Raw genomic sequence first — 18459 nt, forward strand, 5'->3', positions numbered from 1 at the left:
TCAGGTCGTTTTGCATTGGGAAGGTCTGGTCACCCGCCCAATGCATTTTTTTTCTGGCGATAGCTGCATTTATTGTCCGTACGCTTGCCGGTTTGCGCGTACGAAGTCACCCACCGTTTGAGGCGCTTGTCCGGTGATTTGGCCGATAACCCCTTCCTCACCGCTAAAGATTCCGTTCTGGTAATCGACTGCGACTGCAATGTTGCGCGCCGATGCGGCTACCACAGTGTCGACGTGCTCAGAAAAGCCTTCGTGCGCCGCATGGGGGTGAGTCCAAAGGAGTACGCGCAACGCTTCGCGCCAGTTAACGAGCCTGCTTAGGCATGCCTAATGGTCATGAGCTTGCTAGAGCGGGTTGCTGATTCATTTGAGTCAGTAAAATGTAAACGCTGCTCAGCACTTATGTGAGTTGTCATGGTCAATAAATCCCGCACGACCGTCAGCGGTCGTACTGCTCGGAGCCGACCGGATCCGCATCGGCATTTTGATCAAGGACAGTGAAAGCATGCTCGCCGCAAGATAATCAGCAACCGCCTCCACCTGGTTCCGTGAATCGGGACTCGCCGTACGTTTACCCCTCAATCCAAATCGAAGATTAAAAGCATGCACCTACGCAAAATTGCAGTTGGGCTGTCGGCCCTTGTTTTGCTCTCGACCGGGGCAGAAGCCCGCAGTCTGCTGGATCTCATCAAGCCGCCCACCCAGCATCAGGAACACCTGTCCCGCTCGGGCTCGATCAACCAGAACGCGGCCCTGGACCTCTATTCAAACAAACAGAAACAGGCATCGTTTGACGGCTGCGCAGATCTGTTCCCGGCTGCGAAACCGATCAACATGGCCACTGTGCCTGCGACCATGAAACCCCTGGCCCTGTGCTCTGACAACTTTGCGGTGCTGTACTCGCAAACCAGCAAGACACCGTTGGTAGTGGTCGAACGCCTTAATGCCGCCCAGCTGCAGGATGCCAAAGGGGAGGAGCGCACCAACCAGTTCTACCCGGACCCACGCATCCCCAAGAGTGGGCGGGCAGAGTTGAGCGACTATCGTAGCCAACATCCGGCCGTGGACCGCGGCCATCAATCCCCGGCAGCCGATGCACCGAACCCTAATGCAATGGCCCAATCCTTTGCGCTGTCGAACATGGTGCCGCAAGACCCAACCAACAACCGGAAGATCTGGAGTAAGGTCGAGGCGGATGTCAGAAAATTTGCCAAGCGAGCCGATGGCAATGTGTTTGTCTTTACCGGCCCGCTCTTTGACTCAGGCCACACCACCATCGGCGACAACAAGGTCTGGGTGCCGACCCGCCTGTTCAAGCTGGTTTACGACGCATCGTCCAAGCGTGCCTGGGCCTACGTACTGCCCAACGCTGAAACCCGTATCGAGAGACCGATGGACTATGACGCTTTCGTGAAGAGTACCGGGCTCAACTTGCTGGGGAATCTACCGGTCACAGGTTCCGTAGGGCGTTCTTGATGGTTTGATGAATTGCACCTCAAAGGCTGGATATAACCGATGGGGTGCTTCATTCACGGATAGATGGCGGCGGTTTAAAAGTTGCTGCGGCCAGTCCTTGGCGCGAGCGGGGCAGTTGGCTGTATCCATCGAAGAACTAGGGGGTGTGGTAGATATTCGGGGTCACTGATGATCTCGCTGGGGATGTGCACTTCGGCTTCAAGTAAAAAAGTGCGCTCCACTTGTGCCTGCCGTCTTTATTGGCTGGAGCGAATGGCCCCTCCATCAATCAACAAGTTCTGCCCGGTCAGGTAGCCCGCATGACTGCTGCAAACGAAGGCGCACAGAGCACCGAACTCCTCGGGTGAACCGAAGCGTTTAGCAGGAATTTCGCGACGGCATTCGCCCAGGAATGCCTCACTGTCTTGCCCTGACTCTTCGGCAGCAGCGACCAGGTTGTCACGCAGTCGATCGGTGTCGAATGAGCCTGGTTGCAGGTTGTTGATCGTCACATTGCGACTGGCAATGTTTTCTTGCCGGGCAAGCCCTGCAATAAACCCCGTCAGACCACTGCGCGCGCCATTGGAAAGACCCAGGCTTTCGATGGGGGACTTCACGGCACTCGACGTGATGTTGATGATTCGGCCAAATCCGCGTGTCGCCATACCGTCTACCGTTGCCTTGATCAATTCGATAGGGGTGAGCATGTTGGTATCCAGTGCCTTGAGCCAGGCGTCGCGGTTCCATTCGCGGAAATCCCCGGGAGGAGGGCCACCAGCGTTGTTGATCAAAATATCGAAGTGCTCATGGGCCATGAGGGCTGCCGCGCGACCCTCATGCGTTGAAATGTCTCCGGCTACGGCGATGACAGTCACTTCAGGATTTATCGCTCTGAGCTGACGGGCTGTTTCATTCAGCGTCTGTTCGCCTCGGGCGGTGATCACCACGTTCACGCCTTCGCTGACGAGTGCCTGTGCGCAGGCTTTACCCAGGCCTTTGCTGGCCGCGCACACCAGCGCCCAGCGTCCTGCTATTCCAAGATTCATGCGTGTTTTCCTGAAGAAGGAAGCTCAAAGAAAGTGGTTGCCTACTGCAGCACCCTGCTCACGCATGATTCGCAGTCGTAGACAGGTTTGGCGATCGAGTACTGATTCCCATAAAGCGTCGCACTCTCTCTCCCTCGGCATCGAAGCGTATGGTTTCAGGTGCAGCATCCAGTTGGATATTACCGTTCTCCATGAAGACGACCCTGTCGGATATCGACATGGCAAAGTCCATTTCGTGGGTGACAATAATCATGGTCATGCCTTCACTCGCAAGGTCGCGTATGACGTTCAGCACATCGCCCACCAGCTCTGGATCGAGCGCTGACGTAGGCTCGTCGAACAGCATGATGTCCGGTTCCATGGCCAACGCACGAGCGATCGCCACGCGCTGTTGCTGCCCGCCGGAGAGCTGGTGCGGGTACTTGTGGGCGTGGGCGAGCAGGCCGACCTTGTCCAGCAGCGCATAAGCACGGTGTTCGCTCAGCTCGCCCGGGATGCCGTGGTAACGCGGCGCCAGCGTGACGTTGTCGAGAATGGTGCGGTGCGGGAACAGATTGAAGTTCTGGAACACCATCCCAATGTGCCGCACGCCTTTGCGCAGACGGGCGCTGTTGGGTTTGTCCGAAGCTTCGATGAATGTTTCACCGAACAACAGAATGTCGCCTGTATCGATGCTTTCCAGACCGTTGACCGTGCGGATCAGCGAAGTTTTGCCGGAGCCGGAGGGGCCAATGATCGAGATCACCTGGCCGTATTCGACATTCAGATCGATACCCATCAGCACTTGGTGCGTGCCATAGCTCTTCTGGATGTTCTTCAGTTGCAGGATTGGCGTCGTGTTGCTGCCCGCGGCTTTACGCGCATTGTCGGGCAAGGCTTCGGCGCAGGCCTTGAGCTTGACCACGGCGGCGGCATCGAGTGTAGGCGGCTTGCGGAAGTTCAGGTCCAGGTAGCGCTCCAGACGCTGCAGGAAAAAGCCGAATACGGTGACGATCAGCACGTAGTACACGCCCACCGCAGCCAGGGTTTCCATGACCAGGAAGTTGGTGGCATAGAGGCGTTGGCCGACCGTGAGGATTTCGGTCAGGGAGATGACCGAGACCAGCGACGTCAGCTTGACCACCGTGATGTATTCATTGATCAACGTAGGCAGCGAGATACGGAAAGCCTGGGGGATCACGATCAAGCGCTGCATGCCGAACAGGCCGACACCCAGCGCGCGGCCTGCTTCCTTCTGGCCCTTGGCCACGGAGATCAGGCCACCACGGTGGATCTCCGCCATGTAAGCCGCTTCCGTGACCACCAGGGCCAGCAAGCCGGAGTAGAAGGGGTTTGACAGAATCGGTCCGCTACCGGGAAACAATTGCGGCAAGTTGTAGACGAAGACCACCAGCACCAGCAACGGGATGCTGCGAAAGAACCAGATGTAGACCGCCGCGGGAATGCGCAGTAAGGGCGACTGAGACAACTTGGCCGTGGCCAGGCCAAAGCCCAGCAGCATGCCGAGGAACCAGGCCAGGGCACTGAGCTGGACCACCGTGACGCAGGCCTTCCAGAAGTCTGGCAGGGAGAATAAGGAGAAGAAATACGACCAATCGAATTGCATAGGGCACCTCGATCTGCCGCCCCGGTGCAGGGGCGGCAGATGACCAGACTACAAGGACACGTATTTAGTTGGCAGTCGGTTCTTCCAAGCCATATTTCTTAAGAATAGCGGCGTATTCACCGCTCTTTTTGGCCTCCTCGAAGGCTTTTTGCACTGCCTGGAATGTTTCGTCGTTACCTTTCTTGACGAAGATACCCAGGGTTTGCTGATAGATCGGGTGCTCGGTGGTGATCACTACCCGGCCATTGGTCTTTTCCGCGATCATTTTTGCAGCGCCAGCGATTTCAACCTGGGCCTGAATGTTTTTGGACAGCAGGGCCTGGGTCACTTCGGGCGCCGAGGGGTACTCGCTGACGGTGATGGCGCCTTTGTTGTTCGGCACGCAGTATTCATCGGAGAGCTTCTTGAATTCCTTGACCCAGGTGGTGCCCTGTTCCAGGCCCAGTTTCAAGCCGCACAGGTCTTCAGGTTTTTTCGCATTGATCTCGCTGCCCTTGGGCACCATGACCGCGGCACCGGTGTTGGCATAGGCGATGGTTTGGGCCTGAGTCTGGCGCTCCGGTGTGATGTACATGCCGGAAATGACCGCGTCGTATTTGGCGGAGTTCAGGCCCAGGATCAGGCTCGGGAACTTGGTGTCGACGAACTCCACCTTGGCGTTCATGTGCTTGGCCAGGGCCGTTGCCAGCTCCGGGTCCGAGCCCACCACGTTTTTGTCCTTGTCATAGGACTCGAAGGGCGGGTAGGTGACTTCCATGCCGACCTTGAACGTGTCTGATGCGGCCATGCTCAACGAGGCACCGAGCATACCGGCTGCCAATACAGCCAAGCTCAACAGGTTTTTTTTATTGTTTTTCATTTTTTACTGACTCCGGCGTAGGTAAGGGGTAACTGAAAACTTCAATCAGGACGGTTGAACCTGATTTTTCAAATGTCCGAAACTGGCGGGCTTACGTGCCTTGCCTGGCAGTTGAACTTCCCCATTGGCCACCCTCTGGCGCAGATACTGATAGGTCTGCAGCGCCTGGCCATACATGTGTTCGCCGATCGTGATTTCTTCGTAGTCGTTGCCTGCCTGGGCGAACCCGGGCAGCGGTTTGATCTGGGTGTGATAGTCGCAGGCATAAAACAGTGGAAAGGAATAACGCTCTTCCTTCACGCTCCGCACCCGGTGCGCAGTGGCAACAAATGCGCCTGCGGTCATCACCTCCAGCATGTCGCCGATGTTGACCACAAAGGCATCGGCAATCGGTGGTGCATCGATCCATTGTCCAAGGTTGTTCATCACCTCAAGGCCTGGTTTGTCGGCCAGGAGAATGGTGAAGCACTCATAATCAGTATGGGCGCCAAGACCCGGTGCGTCATGGGCGGCACCGTCGAAGGGGTAGTGGATCAGGCGCAGCTTGGACGGCGGTCGGGTGACCAGGCTGTCGAAATAGTTTTCTTCCAGGCCCAGGGTCAGGGCAAAGCCGCCGAACAGGCGCCGGCCCAAGGCGAAGATCGCTTCATAGTAGGCCTGCACCGACGCCTTGAAACCCGGCAGTTGCGGCCAGTCGTTGGGCCCCAGCAACGGGGTGTTGGCCAGCACCAGCGGGTCATCGGCCGGGACTTCGAAGCCGACGTCGAAGGCTTCCTTGTGGTCCGGCTTGCCTTTGGAATAGACCTCTTCGCCTTCGGGTACAAAGCCCTTGTGGGTTTGCGAGGTGCCGATGTAGTGCCGCATCTTGGTGTCGAAGGGTTGGTCGAAAAAGTCTTTGGCAGCCTTGCGCAGGTTGGCGATCAGTTGCGGGTCGATACCGTGATTGGTGATATAGAGGAACCCGACTTCGCTGGCGGCGCGCCCCAAATGTTCGGCCACGGCCAGGCGGTGTTCCAGTTCGAAGCTGAACAGACCGGCGATGTTGACCACCGGGATGCTATTGAAGTTGGCTTTGTGTGTGTCAGTGCTGGCGCTGTTGTTTTTATTGTCAGGCATGACGCATCGGCTCCCTAAGGATTGCTTGAGTGGTGGAAACGCTCGAAGTGTTCGCGCTCGGTCTGGCCCATCCACACGTTCAATGACCACAGGTCGGCGACCGGGACATTGGTGAAGGGCAAATGATGCAGGTAGCCGTCGGCGCCGAATTCCGGGGTAAGGGTGCTGACCTGGTAACCGCGGGCTTGCTGCGAGCGCCAGATGCTTTCCCAGTGCTGCTGATGGAAAGCCAGTTCTTTTGCATATTCGGGAGCCGCCGGGTGCGGAACCTGTGGGCCCTGGTCGTAACCGACCCGTGCCTGGATATGGTGAACCCGCTCGATGAAAGCGCTCAGATCATCGGCCGGGTCATTCAACAGACGCTCGCAGGTCACGACCCAATGGCTGATGTCACTGGTGAACAACAGATCGGGCAGTTGCCGGATCAACTCCAGAGTCACCCAGGGGTTGAACAGCGAACGCGAGCGGTGGGTTTCGAAACTGCAGACCTGACCGTGCTTGCGCGCCAGATCCAGTGCCTGACCGAAGAACTCCACTTGTTGTGGCAACGACCAGCGATCATTGCCCGCCAGCACGTTGACGAAACGTGGGCCGAGCTCGGCGGCCCAGGCGAGTTTCTGATCGAGGTCATTGAGGTGAACGGCAGGGGTCGCCGACTGCTCCGGCAGCACATCGTACGCCGTGAAGACTGTGCTGATATAACCCAGGCGATTAGCCTGGAGAAAGGCGGCGAACTCAGCCCGTTCACGGGCGTCCAGTGGCAGACGTGCTTCCATTCCATCAAAGCCCGCCTGCAGCAGCTCTTCGAGCGCTTGGGCCTTGCTGGCGGTGTAACCCCACAGCGTGCGGAAGATTTCCAGCTTCATCGGTGATCCTCAAAAATCCTTAGGCCTACTGCAAAAGCACTTCGACAAAGCCAGCCGGCGATCAAGGTCCAGCAACGGCAGAGAAGTTTTGCGCCGGGTCTCTGCCTGATGGGGCCCACTGAGCGCTGCCGAGGCTAATTCGCTGTGGAGCCGATGTTAGACATAGGCGGTGGGGTGGAAGAATCTGAAAATTCAAATGAATACTTCAGACTTTCGTCAACAAATAGCTAGCTATTTATCGCGCTTTTCAAGAGGGGTTTTATGGGCGAGTAGGTGTCTACGCTGGCTATTAGCGAGGAGTGCCATTGTTACGGCATCATTTTGAAGAGTCCCAAGCGACACTGGGCGCTGATGGTCCGCTTCTGGCCGAGGCTGTGTAAAAACGTTTTTCAGCGCGACAGGTACTCAAAACCAGACTGGAAATCGCGCTTCTACGCAAAATCCACATCTGCTGACGTGCCGATAAATTTCAGATTTAACGTAGATGCGCACACTTCAATTTTGGCGACGCGTTTTTACACACTCTGGGCCGTTTTCTGCCTGTGGTGACCGGCAGAAAACGACCCACAGCAGCCATTCCTAATATGGACGTAGAGTCCAGCAGGGCGACTGAACCAATCAGAAACTGGGGCGATCCCCCGTCTGGATTAGCGGGCGCTCACTTAATTCCGACCCCATCCTGCAATGTCGCTCTCACATCACTACTCATTCGTGGTTAACCCTGGGGGTAATTACGTGTCGCTCTACCGCGCTCCATACTCTGGCCAACCCTGGCTGGTTGGGCACCTACTTAACTGTGCAAGGAACAGAGATGAAGATTGAATTGGTGCAACTGGCTGGCCGTGACGGTGATGTCGTTCACAACCTCGGGCGTACCTTGGAGGCCATCGCTACCTGCGCGGCTGACACGGATCTGTTGATCTTCCCGGAAACCCACCTGACGGGATTTGTCGATGCCAGCGGTCGCGAACAGCAACGGCGAACTCGCAATCAGCATCGCCTTCGTACGCCCCGTAACGCGCGGTACCGATTTCAATGAGCTGGCTGCCTTCGTATGCCAGAGCTATATAAGCCATGCGATTGGCAGATTAATGTCCGTGAGCTGGTCGTGGGGTTCTACCAGATTGCGGAACGAGGCTAAAAAAAGATAAAAATGCGGTTTGCCTTTGCCCAGCTCGCTGAAAAAGGCCAGGTTCCGGCCTCGATCAGACTCTGCCAACTCTCGAATCAGGGGGAGTGCCATCCGCCAAGGATTCCACCCAGTATTCGCCGGCCAGCCCATCGGTTTCATCCTTGAAACGTGTGGTGATGCTTGCGTCATAAGACATGCGATGAACTCCGGCTCATTTATGGGACTGCTCCTTCACCCTAGTCTTATGCGCGGTTAGCGGGAGCAATATCCGCTCGTTTAAAGGTTTAAGGGACAGCCAGTATTGCCGCCGGCAATCCATTCGAAAGCATCACTCGTCCTGACGACGGGTGTACTGCAATAGCCGATCGGTTTCGGTCTTGACCACCAGGTAGCACTCGCAGCTGAGCCGTTCAAGGCGCGCTCTATCTAGAACCGTGATCTGGCCCCGGCTGTACTCGATGACGCCTTGACGCTGCAGTTTGCCCGCCGCTTCCGTGACGCCTTCGCGGCGCACGCCCAGCATGTTAGCGATTAGCTCCTGGGTCATGTTTAGGCGATTGCCGTGCAGGCGATCCAGCGACAACAGCAGCCATCGACACAATTGCTGATCGATCGAATGGTGGCGATTGCACAAGGCGGTCTGTGACATCTGAGTGATCAGCGCCTGGGTGTAACGCAGCATCAGCAGGAGCAGATCGCCATGACGGTTGAACTCTTTCTTGAGTTTTTGCCCCGGCAGGCGAAATGCACCACCGGCACTTTGCACCACTGCCCGACTGGAGGTGCTTTCGCCGCCCATGAACAGCGCAATGCCGATCAAACCCTCGTTTCCGACCACGGCGATTTCTGCTGACGAGCCGTTTTCCGTGACATGCAGCAGGGAAACGATGGCGTCGGTCGGGAAGTAAACATGCCGCAAGGTGTCCCCCGGCTCATACAGCACATCGCCCAGCGCCAGACTGACCTGCTCCAGGTGCGGAACAAGGCGCTGGAGGTCGACGGCCGGGAGCGCCGCCAGCAAATGATTGTGGCTTGGATCGGGGGAGGCATGCATGACAGAGCATCCTTGGCGGAACAGGGGCGTGCCCGCTCAGGGTACTCCCATGCACGCCATGGCTGGTGATCAATGTCTATTCATCGGCGGCATGCTCGAATTCCAGCGCCTGAGGCCTGGGTGACCGGGCGCGACAATCTACCCGGACCCAATGCTCCAGACCTCCGTCATCCAGTGTCAACGCAGCGTCACTCAATGGCTGGCCATCGAGGGTCATGGAGGTGAAGGTCGAACTGCCCTGACGCACATCAAAGTGGTAGAGGGTTTTGCCGAAGCGGTAGTGCAAGATGAAGCCCGGCCAGTCGGCGGGTATCAGCGGTTCGATTCTGAGCGTGCGGCCACTGCGTTGTACGCCCAGCAATGACTCGACAATCAGCCGATACATCCAGCCCGCAGAACCGGTATACCAGGTCCAGCCACCTCGGCCTGCATGGGGCGCGGCGCCGTAGACATCCGCGGCCATGACATAGGGCTCGACCTTATAGGTGTCGATTTGAGCGTTGTTGGCAGGGGCGGCGGGGTTGATCAGATTCAGCAGTTCCCAGGCTTTTCCGGCTTCACCCAGCAGCGCAAACGCCATGCCCGCCCAAACGGCAGCATGGGTGTACTGACCTCCGTTCTCGCGCACGCCTGGCACGTAGCCTTTGATGTAGCCGGGGTCCAGGGTGCCCTTGTCAAACGGGGGATCCAGCAGCAACACGGCGCGGATGTCATGTTTGATCAGATGCTCATCCAATGACTGCATGGCCTTGATCTGGCGGACGGCAGAGCCGGCCCCCGACAGCACTGACCAGCTTTGAGCAATGGAGTCGATACGACATTCTTCATTGCTCGCCGAGCCGAGCATTTGTCCGTCATCGAACCAGGCGCGGCGATACCAGGCGCCGTCCCAGGCCGTTTTATCGAGGTTGCGTTGCAGTGTCACCGCGCTGTCGCTGCAGCGTTTGGCAAATGCGTGATCACCGTGCAGGCGAGCGGTCACCGCAAATTGCTCCAGCACCTGATAGCTGAAGAAGCCCAGCCAGACACTTTCACCTGCACCCAGGTGGCCGACGCGATTCATGCCGTCGTTCCAGTCACCGGAGCCCATCAGCGGCAACCCATGATGACCGCGGCGCAGGCTGTGTTCGATGGCCCGCACGCAGTGTTGATACAGGGACTCTCGCAGGGGCGATACACCGGGGAGGTCATAGTAGGACTCTTCGCCGGCCACCAGTTGGCGTCCTTCCAGGTATCCGGCGACCTCTTCCAGCACACCCACGTCTGCGGTCATTTCGACATAGCGGTTGGTGGCGGTCACCAGCCACAAAAAGTCATCGGAGCAGGCGGTGCGGACCCCTCGATTCATCGGCGGGTGCCACCAGTGTTGCACATCGCCCTCCACATACTGATGGCCGGCGCACAGCAACAGATGCGCGCGCACGGCTGCCGGATCGGCATGGATCATCGCCATGCTGTCCTGCAGCTGATCGCGAAAACCGATGGCGCCACCTGACTGGTAGTAGCCGCTTCGGGCCTGGAAACGGCACGCGATGACCTGATACATCAACCAGCCGTTGACCATGACGTCGACCTCAGGCGCGCCCGTTTCAATACGAATCGCCCCGAGCAATGAGCGCCAGTGTTCCCGTACTTTATGCAATTCCTCGGCGGCCACCAGGCTGCCCCGATAACGCTGCACCAGCTGGGTGGCGGCGTTACTGGAAGACGCCGCCCCCAGACGCAGGATGACTTCCCGGGTATCGCCCTCGCCGAGTTCGATCGACACTTGCAGGGCTGCACAAGGGTCCAGACCGCCGCCCATGCGCCCGGACAGACCGGCGTGCTGCATCGCTGCCGGTGAGGCGAGGGTGCCATTGCGGCCAATGAATTCAGTACGGTCACCGCTGACACCGTGATCGATCGTGTCGGTGTCAAAGAACGCCACCCGCTCGGAAAACTCCACCGAATAGGCGTTGCGGGCGAAGAAAGCCCCGCTGGCGGGATCCGATTGGGTGACCACATGCATCGCCGATTTGCTGCGCAGATCGCCCAGCACCCATTCCACATACCCCGTGACCGACAATGACCGGCGGCGTCCCGAGCGGTTGCTCAACACTAGCCTCGAGAATTTGATCGGCGCATCCAGTGCCACGTAGATCCACAGCTCGCTGTAAATGCCGTCTTCTTCATGTTCGAACACGCTGTAACCGAAACCGTGACGGGTCTGGTACGGGCCTTGTCCAGGGCAGGGTTGAGGCGCTGCAGACCAGAAGTGCCCGGTCTCTTCATCACGCAGGTAAATGGCTTCGCCGCTGCGATCGGTGACCGGATCGTTGTGCCAGGGCGTCAGGCGAAATTCATGGGCGTTTTCGGCCCAAGTATAGGCACTGCCGGCTTCCGAAACCACCGTGCCGAGATGTGCATTGGCGATCACGTTGACCCAGGGCGCGGGTGTCGGATCGGGCGCGAGCCCGGTGATGATGTACTCACCGCCATCGGCGCTGAAGCCGCCATATTCGTTGCTCAACAGCAGGAAGGGACGGTTCGGTCGTACCGATGCCGGCCGAGCCTGAAAATGCCGGGTCGCCACAAACGGCGCGTGCACCGGTGATACTTTGCGCCGATGAATCTGTTCGGCCAGGCTGCCCAGATCTTCGCTCAGCACCAGCCTGGCAACCGAAAGGAACAGCACGCGATCCTCATTCGACATCTGCTGCGCGGGGCGCACAAAAATACCGCCCGGGCGGTCCAGCAGAGTGGCTTCACTGCCTGAGGTGATAAGGCCGAGGATCGCGTCTTGCAGTTGCTGGCGATAACCCGCCTGATCTTCGTTCCAGATCAGCAAATCGACCACCAACCCCTTTTGCCGCCAGTAGGCGTGGGCCTGAATCAATTGCTGCACCAGGGCGATGTTGTCCAGGCTCTGGATTTGCAGCAACACGATGGGCAGGTCGCCGGAGATGGCCTGACCCCAAAGCCCCGGCTGATTGCGGCGATTGGCAATCAGCACCGCATGGTTGGCGCGCATCGAGGCGTTCGCGTAAAGCAACGACGAGGCCATCTGCTCGAACAGACGGGCATCGGACAACGAGGCGTTGAGTTGACGCAAAAGCACCTGGCTATGGGTCCAGGACAGGTCGAAGACGCGGTCGGCGAGGTGGCGGTCGCGGTATTTGTTGATGAGGTAAAGGCAGTCATCACGGCTGTCGGCGACACCGGTGACCAGGTCGATGGTGGCCTGTTGGCCGGGTTGCAGGGTAATCCTGCAACGAATCGCGATCACCGGATCGAGCACCGGGCCTGCACTGCCTGACAAGCGCTGGCAATCGGCATCAAGGGCGGCAGGTGACACAAGGCTGCGTCCTCGGCCGATGAACCGGGCGCGATCGGTTTCATACGAGATCGCATCGATGTCCACCCCGTGTGCCGCCAGCAAATGGCACATCCACGGCGTCCTTTCATCGCTGGCCCGGGGGCGGCGGCTACAGATAATGGCCTGAAGCGCAGGCAGTAATTCGGTCTGCACGAACAACTTGCTGAACGCCGGGTGCATCGCGTCGTTGACCGGGGTTGTCAGCACGACTTCGGCGTAGGTGGTGATCTCCAGTGTCTTGGCCGAAGACGCTCGGTTGGTGACATGCAGGCGGCGCAGTTCGATGTCGTCCTCAGGCGAGACAACAATCTCCAGGTGCGTGTCGAAATCCAGGTTGCGCGCACGGAACTCTGCACGGGAATCGCAGAAGATCGCCTCGTGGCTCTCGGGTTGATGCATCGTCGGTTGATGCGCAGCCGACCAGACCGTGTTGCTCTGGACATCGCGCAGGTAGCAGAACATCCCCCAATTGTCCTGTGAGGTGTCCTCCTGCCAACGGGTGATCGCCATTTCATTACGACGGCTGTAACCACCGCCGCCGCTGGTCAGCATGACGTGGTAGCGACCGTTGGAAAGCAACTGCACGGCCGGACGCTTGCGTCCTGGATCGGAGAACACCCGAAGCCCCGTATCCTGGCCTTGGCCGACATCGCCGAGTACCGGCGACTGTGCGGTTTGCAGGTACGGCGCGGCGGATTTCGGCACCCGCTCCTGTAGCAGCAGCAGGGCTGATCGCAGCGACGGGTCGGCCTCGAATCGCTGTTGCATGGGTTGATCGAGCAGTCGGCTGGTCAAGGCCAGCAAGCTCATGCCCTGGTGGTGAGCCATGAACGAGCGGACCACGACGAAGTGTTGGCCGCGGGGTAAGCGGGCCTCGGTGTAATCCACGGCTTCATACAGTCCGAAACGTCCAGCGGAGCCTTGCAAGGCGAGGCGTTGCAGGTTCTTGCAGGCCGCATCGGCATCGACCATCAACGCCAGGGCGCTGGCGTAGGGCGCTATCACAATGTCATTGCTCAGCCCGCGCTGGAGCCCCAGGGCCTGAACGCCGAAGGCGCGATATTGATAATTGAAGTGCGCGTCGACGGTGGAGTAACCCGACTCCGAAACACCCCAGGGAATGCCCAGCCTGTTGCCCTGTTCGATCTGCACTGACACGGCGGCGCGGCAAGTCTGATCCAGCAGGCTGCCCTCGAAGTTGGGCATCACCAGCATGGGCATCAGGTATTCGAACATCGAGCCGGACCAGGACAGCAACGTCGGTACGCCCGCGTTTTCACTCAGCAGCCTTCCCAGGGTGAACCAGGCGCGTTGGGGGATTTGTCCCTGAGCGATGGCCACGTAATTGGTCAGCCGCACCTCGGACGCCAGCAGGTCGTAGTAACCGGTGTCGAGCCTGCGCTCCTCGGCGTTGTAACCGATGACAAACAGGTCACGCTGGTGGTCGTAAAGCAACGAGAAATCCATCTGCGCCAGCGACGTGGCCAATAACGCCAGACGCTTGAGGGTTTCCAGACGCTGCGCGGCGTCACTGCGGACCCGCTCGATTTCAGGGTGATGCTCGACGGCCCAGTCGGCGGGGTTCAGGCTGGCCAGTTGACGCAAGGTGCGAGGCGATTCATTCGTGACCGAGGGGGCAGGGAGGCGATAACGCTGCAGTTCTTCTGTCCAGTCGATGCATTGACGGGTAAACGCTTCTCGCCAGTAGAGGCTTTCCTCGTCGGTGTCCGCTGGTTGGCTGGTGACCATGATGTGAGCCGTGTGCAGCAGGTCTGCCAGCGCCTCAGGGGTCGCAATTTGCGAGATCGGTTCAAGACCTTTTCTCAGTGGCAGGGCGTATTCATCCGCCCCCGAGGCGCGTTGGGAATCTGCAAGGATGTCCAGGGTATCGCGCAGGCCCTTGATCACGGCAGGGCCGAACATCGGAGCGTCTGCCAGCTGCGCAATGCCGGTGCTCAAGGTCAACAGCAGACCCGCCAGGTTGCCACTGTCGACGGTGGAGACGTAATGCGGACGCAGCGGCTCGAGGGTCTGCGTGTCGTACCAGTTATAGAAATGCTGCCGATAACGCTCCAGACCGTCCATGCTGTCCAGCGACGCCGTAAGCCGGGACAGCAGTCGTTCGGTGCTCAAGTAAGCGAAATCGTGAGCGGCCAGGTGGGCGAGCAGCGACATGCCCATATTGGTCGGCGAGGTGCGATGGGCAATGGCAGGCCTGGGGTCTTCCTGCACGTTGTCCGGTGGCAGCCAGTGATCCTCGGGCCCGACGTATTGATCGAAGAACGCCCAGGTCTTGCGCGCCAGCAACCGCAGGAAGCGCAAATCATCCGTCGACGGTGCGAACACCGACTGCTTGGGTGCCGAACTGAGCCACCAAGCGATCCAGGGGCCTACTAACCACGACAACAGCAGCGGACTGGCGATGGCCAGCGTCTGCGGATCCTTCACCAGCAGGGCCAGTGAGATCAGGGCCGACACCGGCTCGATCCACATCTGGCGATAGAGGCCGGGCAGCCGGTTTTCGGTGGTTCGCTCCACCTCGCGCGAGGGCTGCCATTGCAACAGCCGGCGTCTGCTGAAGCCGATTCGCCAGAGCGAGCGCAGGATGGCGTCAGCGCTGTAGAACATCTCGAAGGGCAGCCAGGCGAGCGTCAGACCAGCCCGGGCGAGGTCTTGTGCCAGATCACCCAGCAGCGCCCTGAGGTACTGCCCATAGGGCACATTAGCGGGGGGCTGCATCAGATCGGTCACCGCTCGCAGCAACGGTTGAATCACCATCAACCCGATGACAGTCAGGGTCCAGTTCATTGGCTGACTGCTGGCAAACCAGCCCCATGCGAACATTAGCAACAGCGCCAGCGGTTCCAGGCTGCGTCGCAGATTGTCCAGAATCTTCCAGCGTGCCATGACGCTCAGCCTGTTGCGCACCCACTTGCCGTCGGCATTGCGCGCCCAGGGCAATGTCCACGGCAGCAGTTGCCAGTCGCCGCGAACCCAGCGATGCCGTCGTTTGACATCGGCACCGTAGTGCGAAGGGTATTGCTCGTAGACTTGCACGTCGCTGAGCAGGCCGGATCGTGCATAACACCCTTCGATCAGGTCGTGGCTGAGAATCTGGTTATCCGGCAAGCAGCCTTCCAGGGCGCAGGTGAACGCGTCCACGTCGTAGATGCCCTTGCCGATGAAGGAACCTTGCTGGAACAGGTCCTGGTAAACGTCCGATACCGTGCGAGTGTAGGGATCGACGCCGGCATCACTGCCAAACAGCCGGGCGTAGATCGAGCGCGTGGCGCTGGTCAAGCTGATGCCCACTCGCGGTTGCAACACCGCGTAGCCGGAAATGATCTGCTCACCGTCACTGTCGAACAACGGACGATTCAACGGGTGCATCATGGCCGCCACGCATTGGCGAGCGACATCGCGCGGCAGCAGGGTGTCGGTGTCCAGCGTGATCACGTAACGCACCCCGCGCAATGGCGTGATGTCGCCGACGATGGCGTTGAAGCGTTCCTCTCCATGGCCACGCAACAGGGCGTTGAGTTCAATCAGCTTGCCGCGTTTGCGCTCGTGGCCCATCCACACACGTTCGCTCGCATTCCAGCGACGCGGCCGATGCAGCAGAAAGAATCGGTCGCTGAATCCGTCCGCGTATTTTCTGTTGAGCAGGGTGATTGCACGGGAGGCTTGTGTGAGCAGCTCGGCATCTTGTGGCTGAGACTCTTCAGGCGCATCCAGAAAATCACTGAGCAACGCGAAATACAGGTTGCTGTCGCGGTTGGCGAGAAACCGCACTTCAAGACCTTCCACCAGTTCGTCCACGTCTGCCAGGCTGGCGATCAGCGTCGGGATCACCACCAGGCTTCGCGCGCCATCGGGAATACCGGTGGCAAAATCCATTTTCGGCAGCGTCGTCGGCAACAGACTGAACGTCACCAACCAATTGATCAGGCTGATCGCCAGTCGGCTGGTCATGATCAGGCAGGGAATCGCCATCATCAGAAGCGCCGCATCGGGCATCCCGTCGCGCTGCGCGGAGGCCAGTAAAGGCCAGGCGAAGATGAGCGTCAGAACAGCCACCGGCGCCAGATAAAACATCAGCGGCGACTGCTGCAACAACCGTTTCCAGCGCTCATGAAGCGGCACCCTGGCATTGAGTCGTCGCTCCAGCGTCGGCAGCCCTGCGCTGATCAGGTAATACCCGACATGGCGCGCCAGCAGTTCGCAGGGGACTGAGGCGGTTCCGGCCGCGGCGAGATTGATCGCGGCGCGGGCGACCTGGATTTCCGAGTGCTGGGGGCTTCTTCGGGCAAGGCGTTCTATGACATGCCGGTAGCTGTCGCGGGTACTGAAATCCATCGCCCGGTAAATTTCTGCCGGGTCTTCATTGAGAATCTGCTCGACATGACTCATCGACTCGACGAACTCGCGCCAGTCCGTGGCGGACAGGAGGCGCAAACTGCCGATGCTGTTGCCAATCGACACCTGATCCGCTGCCTGTTGTTGCGCATCGAGTTGCACCTGGCGTTCGATGCTGGAGCCTGTCTCACTCAGCGTCTGCTCCATCCAGTGCAGCGCCAGGGCCAGCGCTGCGCTCTGACCCTGCAAGCGGCGGGTGAATTCGGCGACAAAGGCGGCGGTCATCGGCGGAGCGGAGCGGGCCATGTCGGCAACGGTCAGCACCACGTTTTTGATATCTCGTTCCGAGGTTTCGATCAGGTGTTCGGCCCAGTCATCGGCCAGATTGCGCTCGTCGGCGTTGGCCATGACCCTGGAGGCCACTCGCCGCAGGTTTTCGATCAACGCCAGACGCAGCATGATCGGTATCGCCCACAGTTCACCCAGCGCAAGCGGCATCACTGTCTGATAGGAAAAAATGAAGCGGCTCAGGCTTTCCTCATCGACTCGACCGTCGCCATGGGAGATGGTCTCCAGCGCGATGTCATAGACGCGAGGCAGCCCCGCCGACGGGCCGTTGATCAGGCGTGGCAACTCACGGCTATAGCCTTTGGGCAGGTGCGTTCTGGCGGTGCGAATGTTTTCATCGATCAGATAGTAATTGTCCAGCAGCCATTCCGCTGCCGGCGTCACTCGTCGGCTGGACACTTGCGCGTTGGCCAGCGCCGTGCTGCTGCGTTTGAGCAACTCCTCGTTGTCATCGAGCCTGTGCAGCATCGAGTCCCGTGCGGACAGCGTGGTCAGGCGATGCTGCCCGGCCAAGGCGATGCCGTGACTGGCCATCTGATCGGCGCTGAAAAGCTCCGAGCGCAATATGGGCTCGTATTTGAATCGGGGTGGAGGAAACAGACGGGTTCGCCAAAAACCGGACGAGCGAGAAAATACCCTCTGTAGGCGTGTCCATATGCTGTTCATAAGGTCCTGAGCCTGAAACGCATCATACAATTGCGTGCATTTTTATAGGTGCGCCAACGCATTGCGCCAGCACCGAGCAGCGCTTGGTGGACGTAGCTTTTCAACTTGAGTGTGGAGACTTGGAGGGCTGTTCGTCTGTTCGCTGGCGAACATAACCATCGCTCCTTGGATGCGGTCCACATTGCAGGCGGCATTGCTCGGACGCGGGGCGGGATTTATCCAGTCTCTCCGCGTTTTGTCGACCCCGCATTGGCGGCTAGTGAACCGCAGGGCTCATTTTTGGCTTTGCCGGCCTGATACGGCTATCAGCGCAGGCGGAGTAATTCATCCGTAACGGTGTTCGATGGAGATGAACTACCTCCTGCATCCGCACTCAACCGCCCGACGGACAACTGTTCTTCGATGGCGGTGAGGCCCGCCTATGGCAAAAACATGGCATCTATCGACAACTTTAGAATTGAGTCACCCAAGCATTTATTGGAACTGGACGCCACCACAGTGGGAATGTTGACGCTAGTATCATTTAAATGTGTGTCAGGATCCGATTGGGAAGTTGCGACCGAAACGGCATGTTGCCTATGAACGTTGAGACGCCTTTAT

The 18459-nt window shown here is 58.9% G+C and carries 9 protein-coding genes and 2 pseudogenes; 3 read left to right on the forward strand and 8 right to left on the reverse strand.

Annotated features, from left to right (window positions below; translation table 11 throughout):
• Window positions 1-201: 201 nt before the first annotated feature.
• Window positions 202-321, forward strand: a pseudogene (locus tag MO767_RS26260) (AraC family transcriptional regulator); the annotation flags it as partial.
• A 282-nt stretch (window positions 322-603) separates the two neighbouring features.
• Window positions 604-1476 (forward strand): DNA/RNA non-specific endonuclease, encoded by an 873-nt coding sequence (locus MO767_RS26265; protein WP_149630142.1) that lies wholly within the window; start codon window positions 604-606, stop codon window positions 1474-1476.
• Window positions 1477-1712: 236 nt separating this feature from the next.
• Here MO767_RS26265 and MO767_RS26270 read toward each other — a convergent pair whose 3' ends face one another.
• The 5 genes from MO767_RS26270 to MO767_RS26290 form a co-directional block, all read right to left on the reverse strand.
• Window positions 1713-2501, reverse strand: a complete 789-nt coding sequence (locus MO767_RS26270; protein WP_282482913.1) for an SDR family oxidoreductase — start codon at window positions 2499-2501, stop codon at window positions 1713-1715.
• 58 nt (window positions 2502-2559) lie between these two features.
• A complete protein-coding gene (locus tag MO767_RS26275) occupies window positions 2560-4107 on the reverse strand; it encodes an amino acid ABC transporter permease/ATP-binding protein (protein WP_282482914.1) in 1548 nt (515 codons plus the stop codon).
• A gap of 64 nt (window positions 4108-4171) precedes the next feature.
• A complete protein-coding gene (locus tag MO767_RS26280) occupies window positions 4172-4966 on the reverse strand; it encodes an ABC transporter substrate-binding protein (protein ID WP_282482915.1) in 795 nt (264 codons plus the stop codon).
• A gap of 45 nt (window positions 4967-5011) precedes the next feature.
• The gene (locus MO767_RS26285) at window positions 5012-6082 is read right to left on the reverse strand and encodes a 2-oxoglutarate and iron-dependent oxygenase domain-containing protein (protein WP_282482916.1); all 1071 of its coding nucleotides are present in this window, start codon (window positions 6080-6082) and stop codon (window positions 5012-5014) included.
• 14 nt (window positions 6083-6096) lie between these two features.
• A complete protein-coding gene (locus tag MO767_RS26290) occupies window positions 6097-6948 on the reverse strand; it encodes a TIM barrel protein (protein ID WP_282482917.1) in 852 nt (283 codons plus the stop codon).
• A gap of 811 nt (window positions 6949-7759) precedes the next feature.
• On the opposite strand from MO767_RS26290, the pseudogene MO767_RS26295 reads away from it, so the two are divergent.
• A pseudogene (locus tag MO767_RS26295) lies at window positions 7760-7897 on the forward strand (carbon-nitrogen hydrolase); the annotation flags it as partial.
• 256 nt (window positions 7898-8153) lie between these two features.
• On the opposite strand, the gene MO767_RS26300 reads toward MO767_RS26295, so the two are convergent.
• From MO767_RS26300 to MO767_RS26310, 3 genes are all read right to left on the reverse strand, one after another.
• The gene (locus MO767_RS26300; protein WP_275671807.1) at window positions 8154-8276 is read right to left on the reverse strand and encodes a hypothetical protein; all 123 of its coding nucleotides are present in this window, start codon (window positions 8274-8276) and stop codon (window positions 8154-8156) included.
• 132 nt (window positions 8277-8408) lie between these two features.
• The gene (locus MO767_RS26305) at window positions 8409-9134 is read right to left on the reverse strand and encodes a Crp/Fnr family transcriptional regulator (RefSeq protein WP_140682475.1); all 726 of its coding nucleotides are present in this window, start codon (window positions 9132-9134) and stop codon (window positions 8409-8411) included.
• Window positions 9135-9210: 76 nt separating this feature from the next.
• Window positions 9211-17859 (reverse strand): glucoamylase family protein, encoded by an 8649-nt coding sequence (locus MO767_RS26310; RefSeq protein ID WP_282482918.1) that lies wholly within the window; start codon window positions 17857-17859, stop codon window positions 9211-9213.
• Between the last annotated feature and the right edge of the window lie 600 nt (window positions 17860-18459).

The organism is Pseudomonas sp. UYIF39 (assembly GCF_029963765.1).
GTDB lineage: Bacteria > Pseudomonadota > Gammaproteobacteria > Pseudomonadales > Pseudomonadaceae > Aquipseudomonas.

What these genes read in the sequence shown, in the direction of transcription:
- MO767_RS26265 (WP_149630142.1), top strand. Translation starts at nt 604, where the DNA reads ATGCACCTACGCAAAATTGCAGTTGGGCTGTCGGCCCTTGTTTTGCTC.
- MO767_RS26270 (WP_282482913.1), bottom strand. Translation starts at nt 2,501, where the DNA reads ATGAATCTTGGAATAGCAGGACGCTGGGCGCTGGTGTGCGCGGCCAGC.
- MO767_RS26275 (WP_282482914.1), bottom strand. Translation starts at nt 4,107, where the DNA reads ATGCAATTCGATTGGTCGTATTTCTTCTCCTTATTCTCCCTGCCAGAC.
- MO767_RS26280 (WP_282482915.1), bottom strand. Translation starts at nt 4,966, where the DNA reads ATGAAAAACAATAAAAAAAACCTGTTGAGCTTGGCTGTATTGGCAGCC.
- MO767_RS26285 (WP_282482916.1), bottom strand. Translation starts at nt 6,082, where the DNA reads ATGCCTGACAATAAAAACAACAGCGCCAGCACTGACACACACAAAGCC.
- MO767_RS26290 (WP_282482917.1), bottom strand. Translation starts at nt 6,948, where the DNA reads ATGAAGCTGGAAATCTTCCGCACGCTGTGGGGTTACACCGCCAGCAAG.
- MO767_RS26300 (WP_275671807.1), bottom strand. Translation starts at nt 8,276, where the DNA reads ATGTCTTATGACGCAAGCATCACCACACGTTTCAAGGATGAAACCGAT.
- MO767_RS26305 (WP_140682475.1), bottom strand. Translation starts at nt 9,134, where the DNA reads ATGCATGCCTCCCCCGATCCAAGCCACAATCATTTGCTGGCGGCGCTC.
- MO767_RS26310 (WP_282482918.1), bottom strand. Translation starts at nt 17,859, where the DNA reads ATGAACAGCATATGGACACGCCTACAGAGGGTATTTTCTCGCTCGTCC.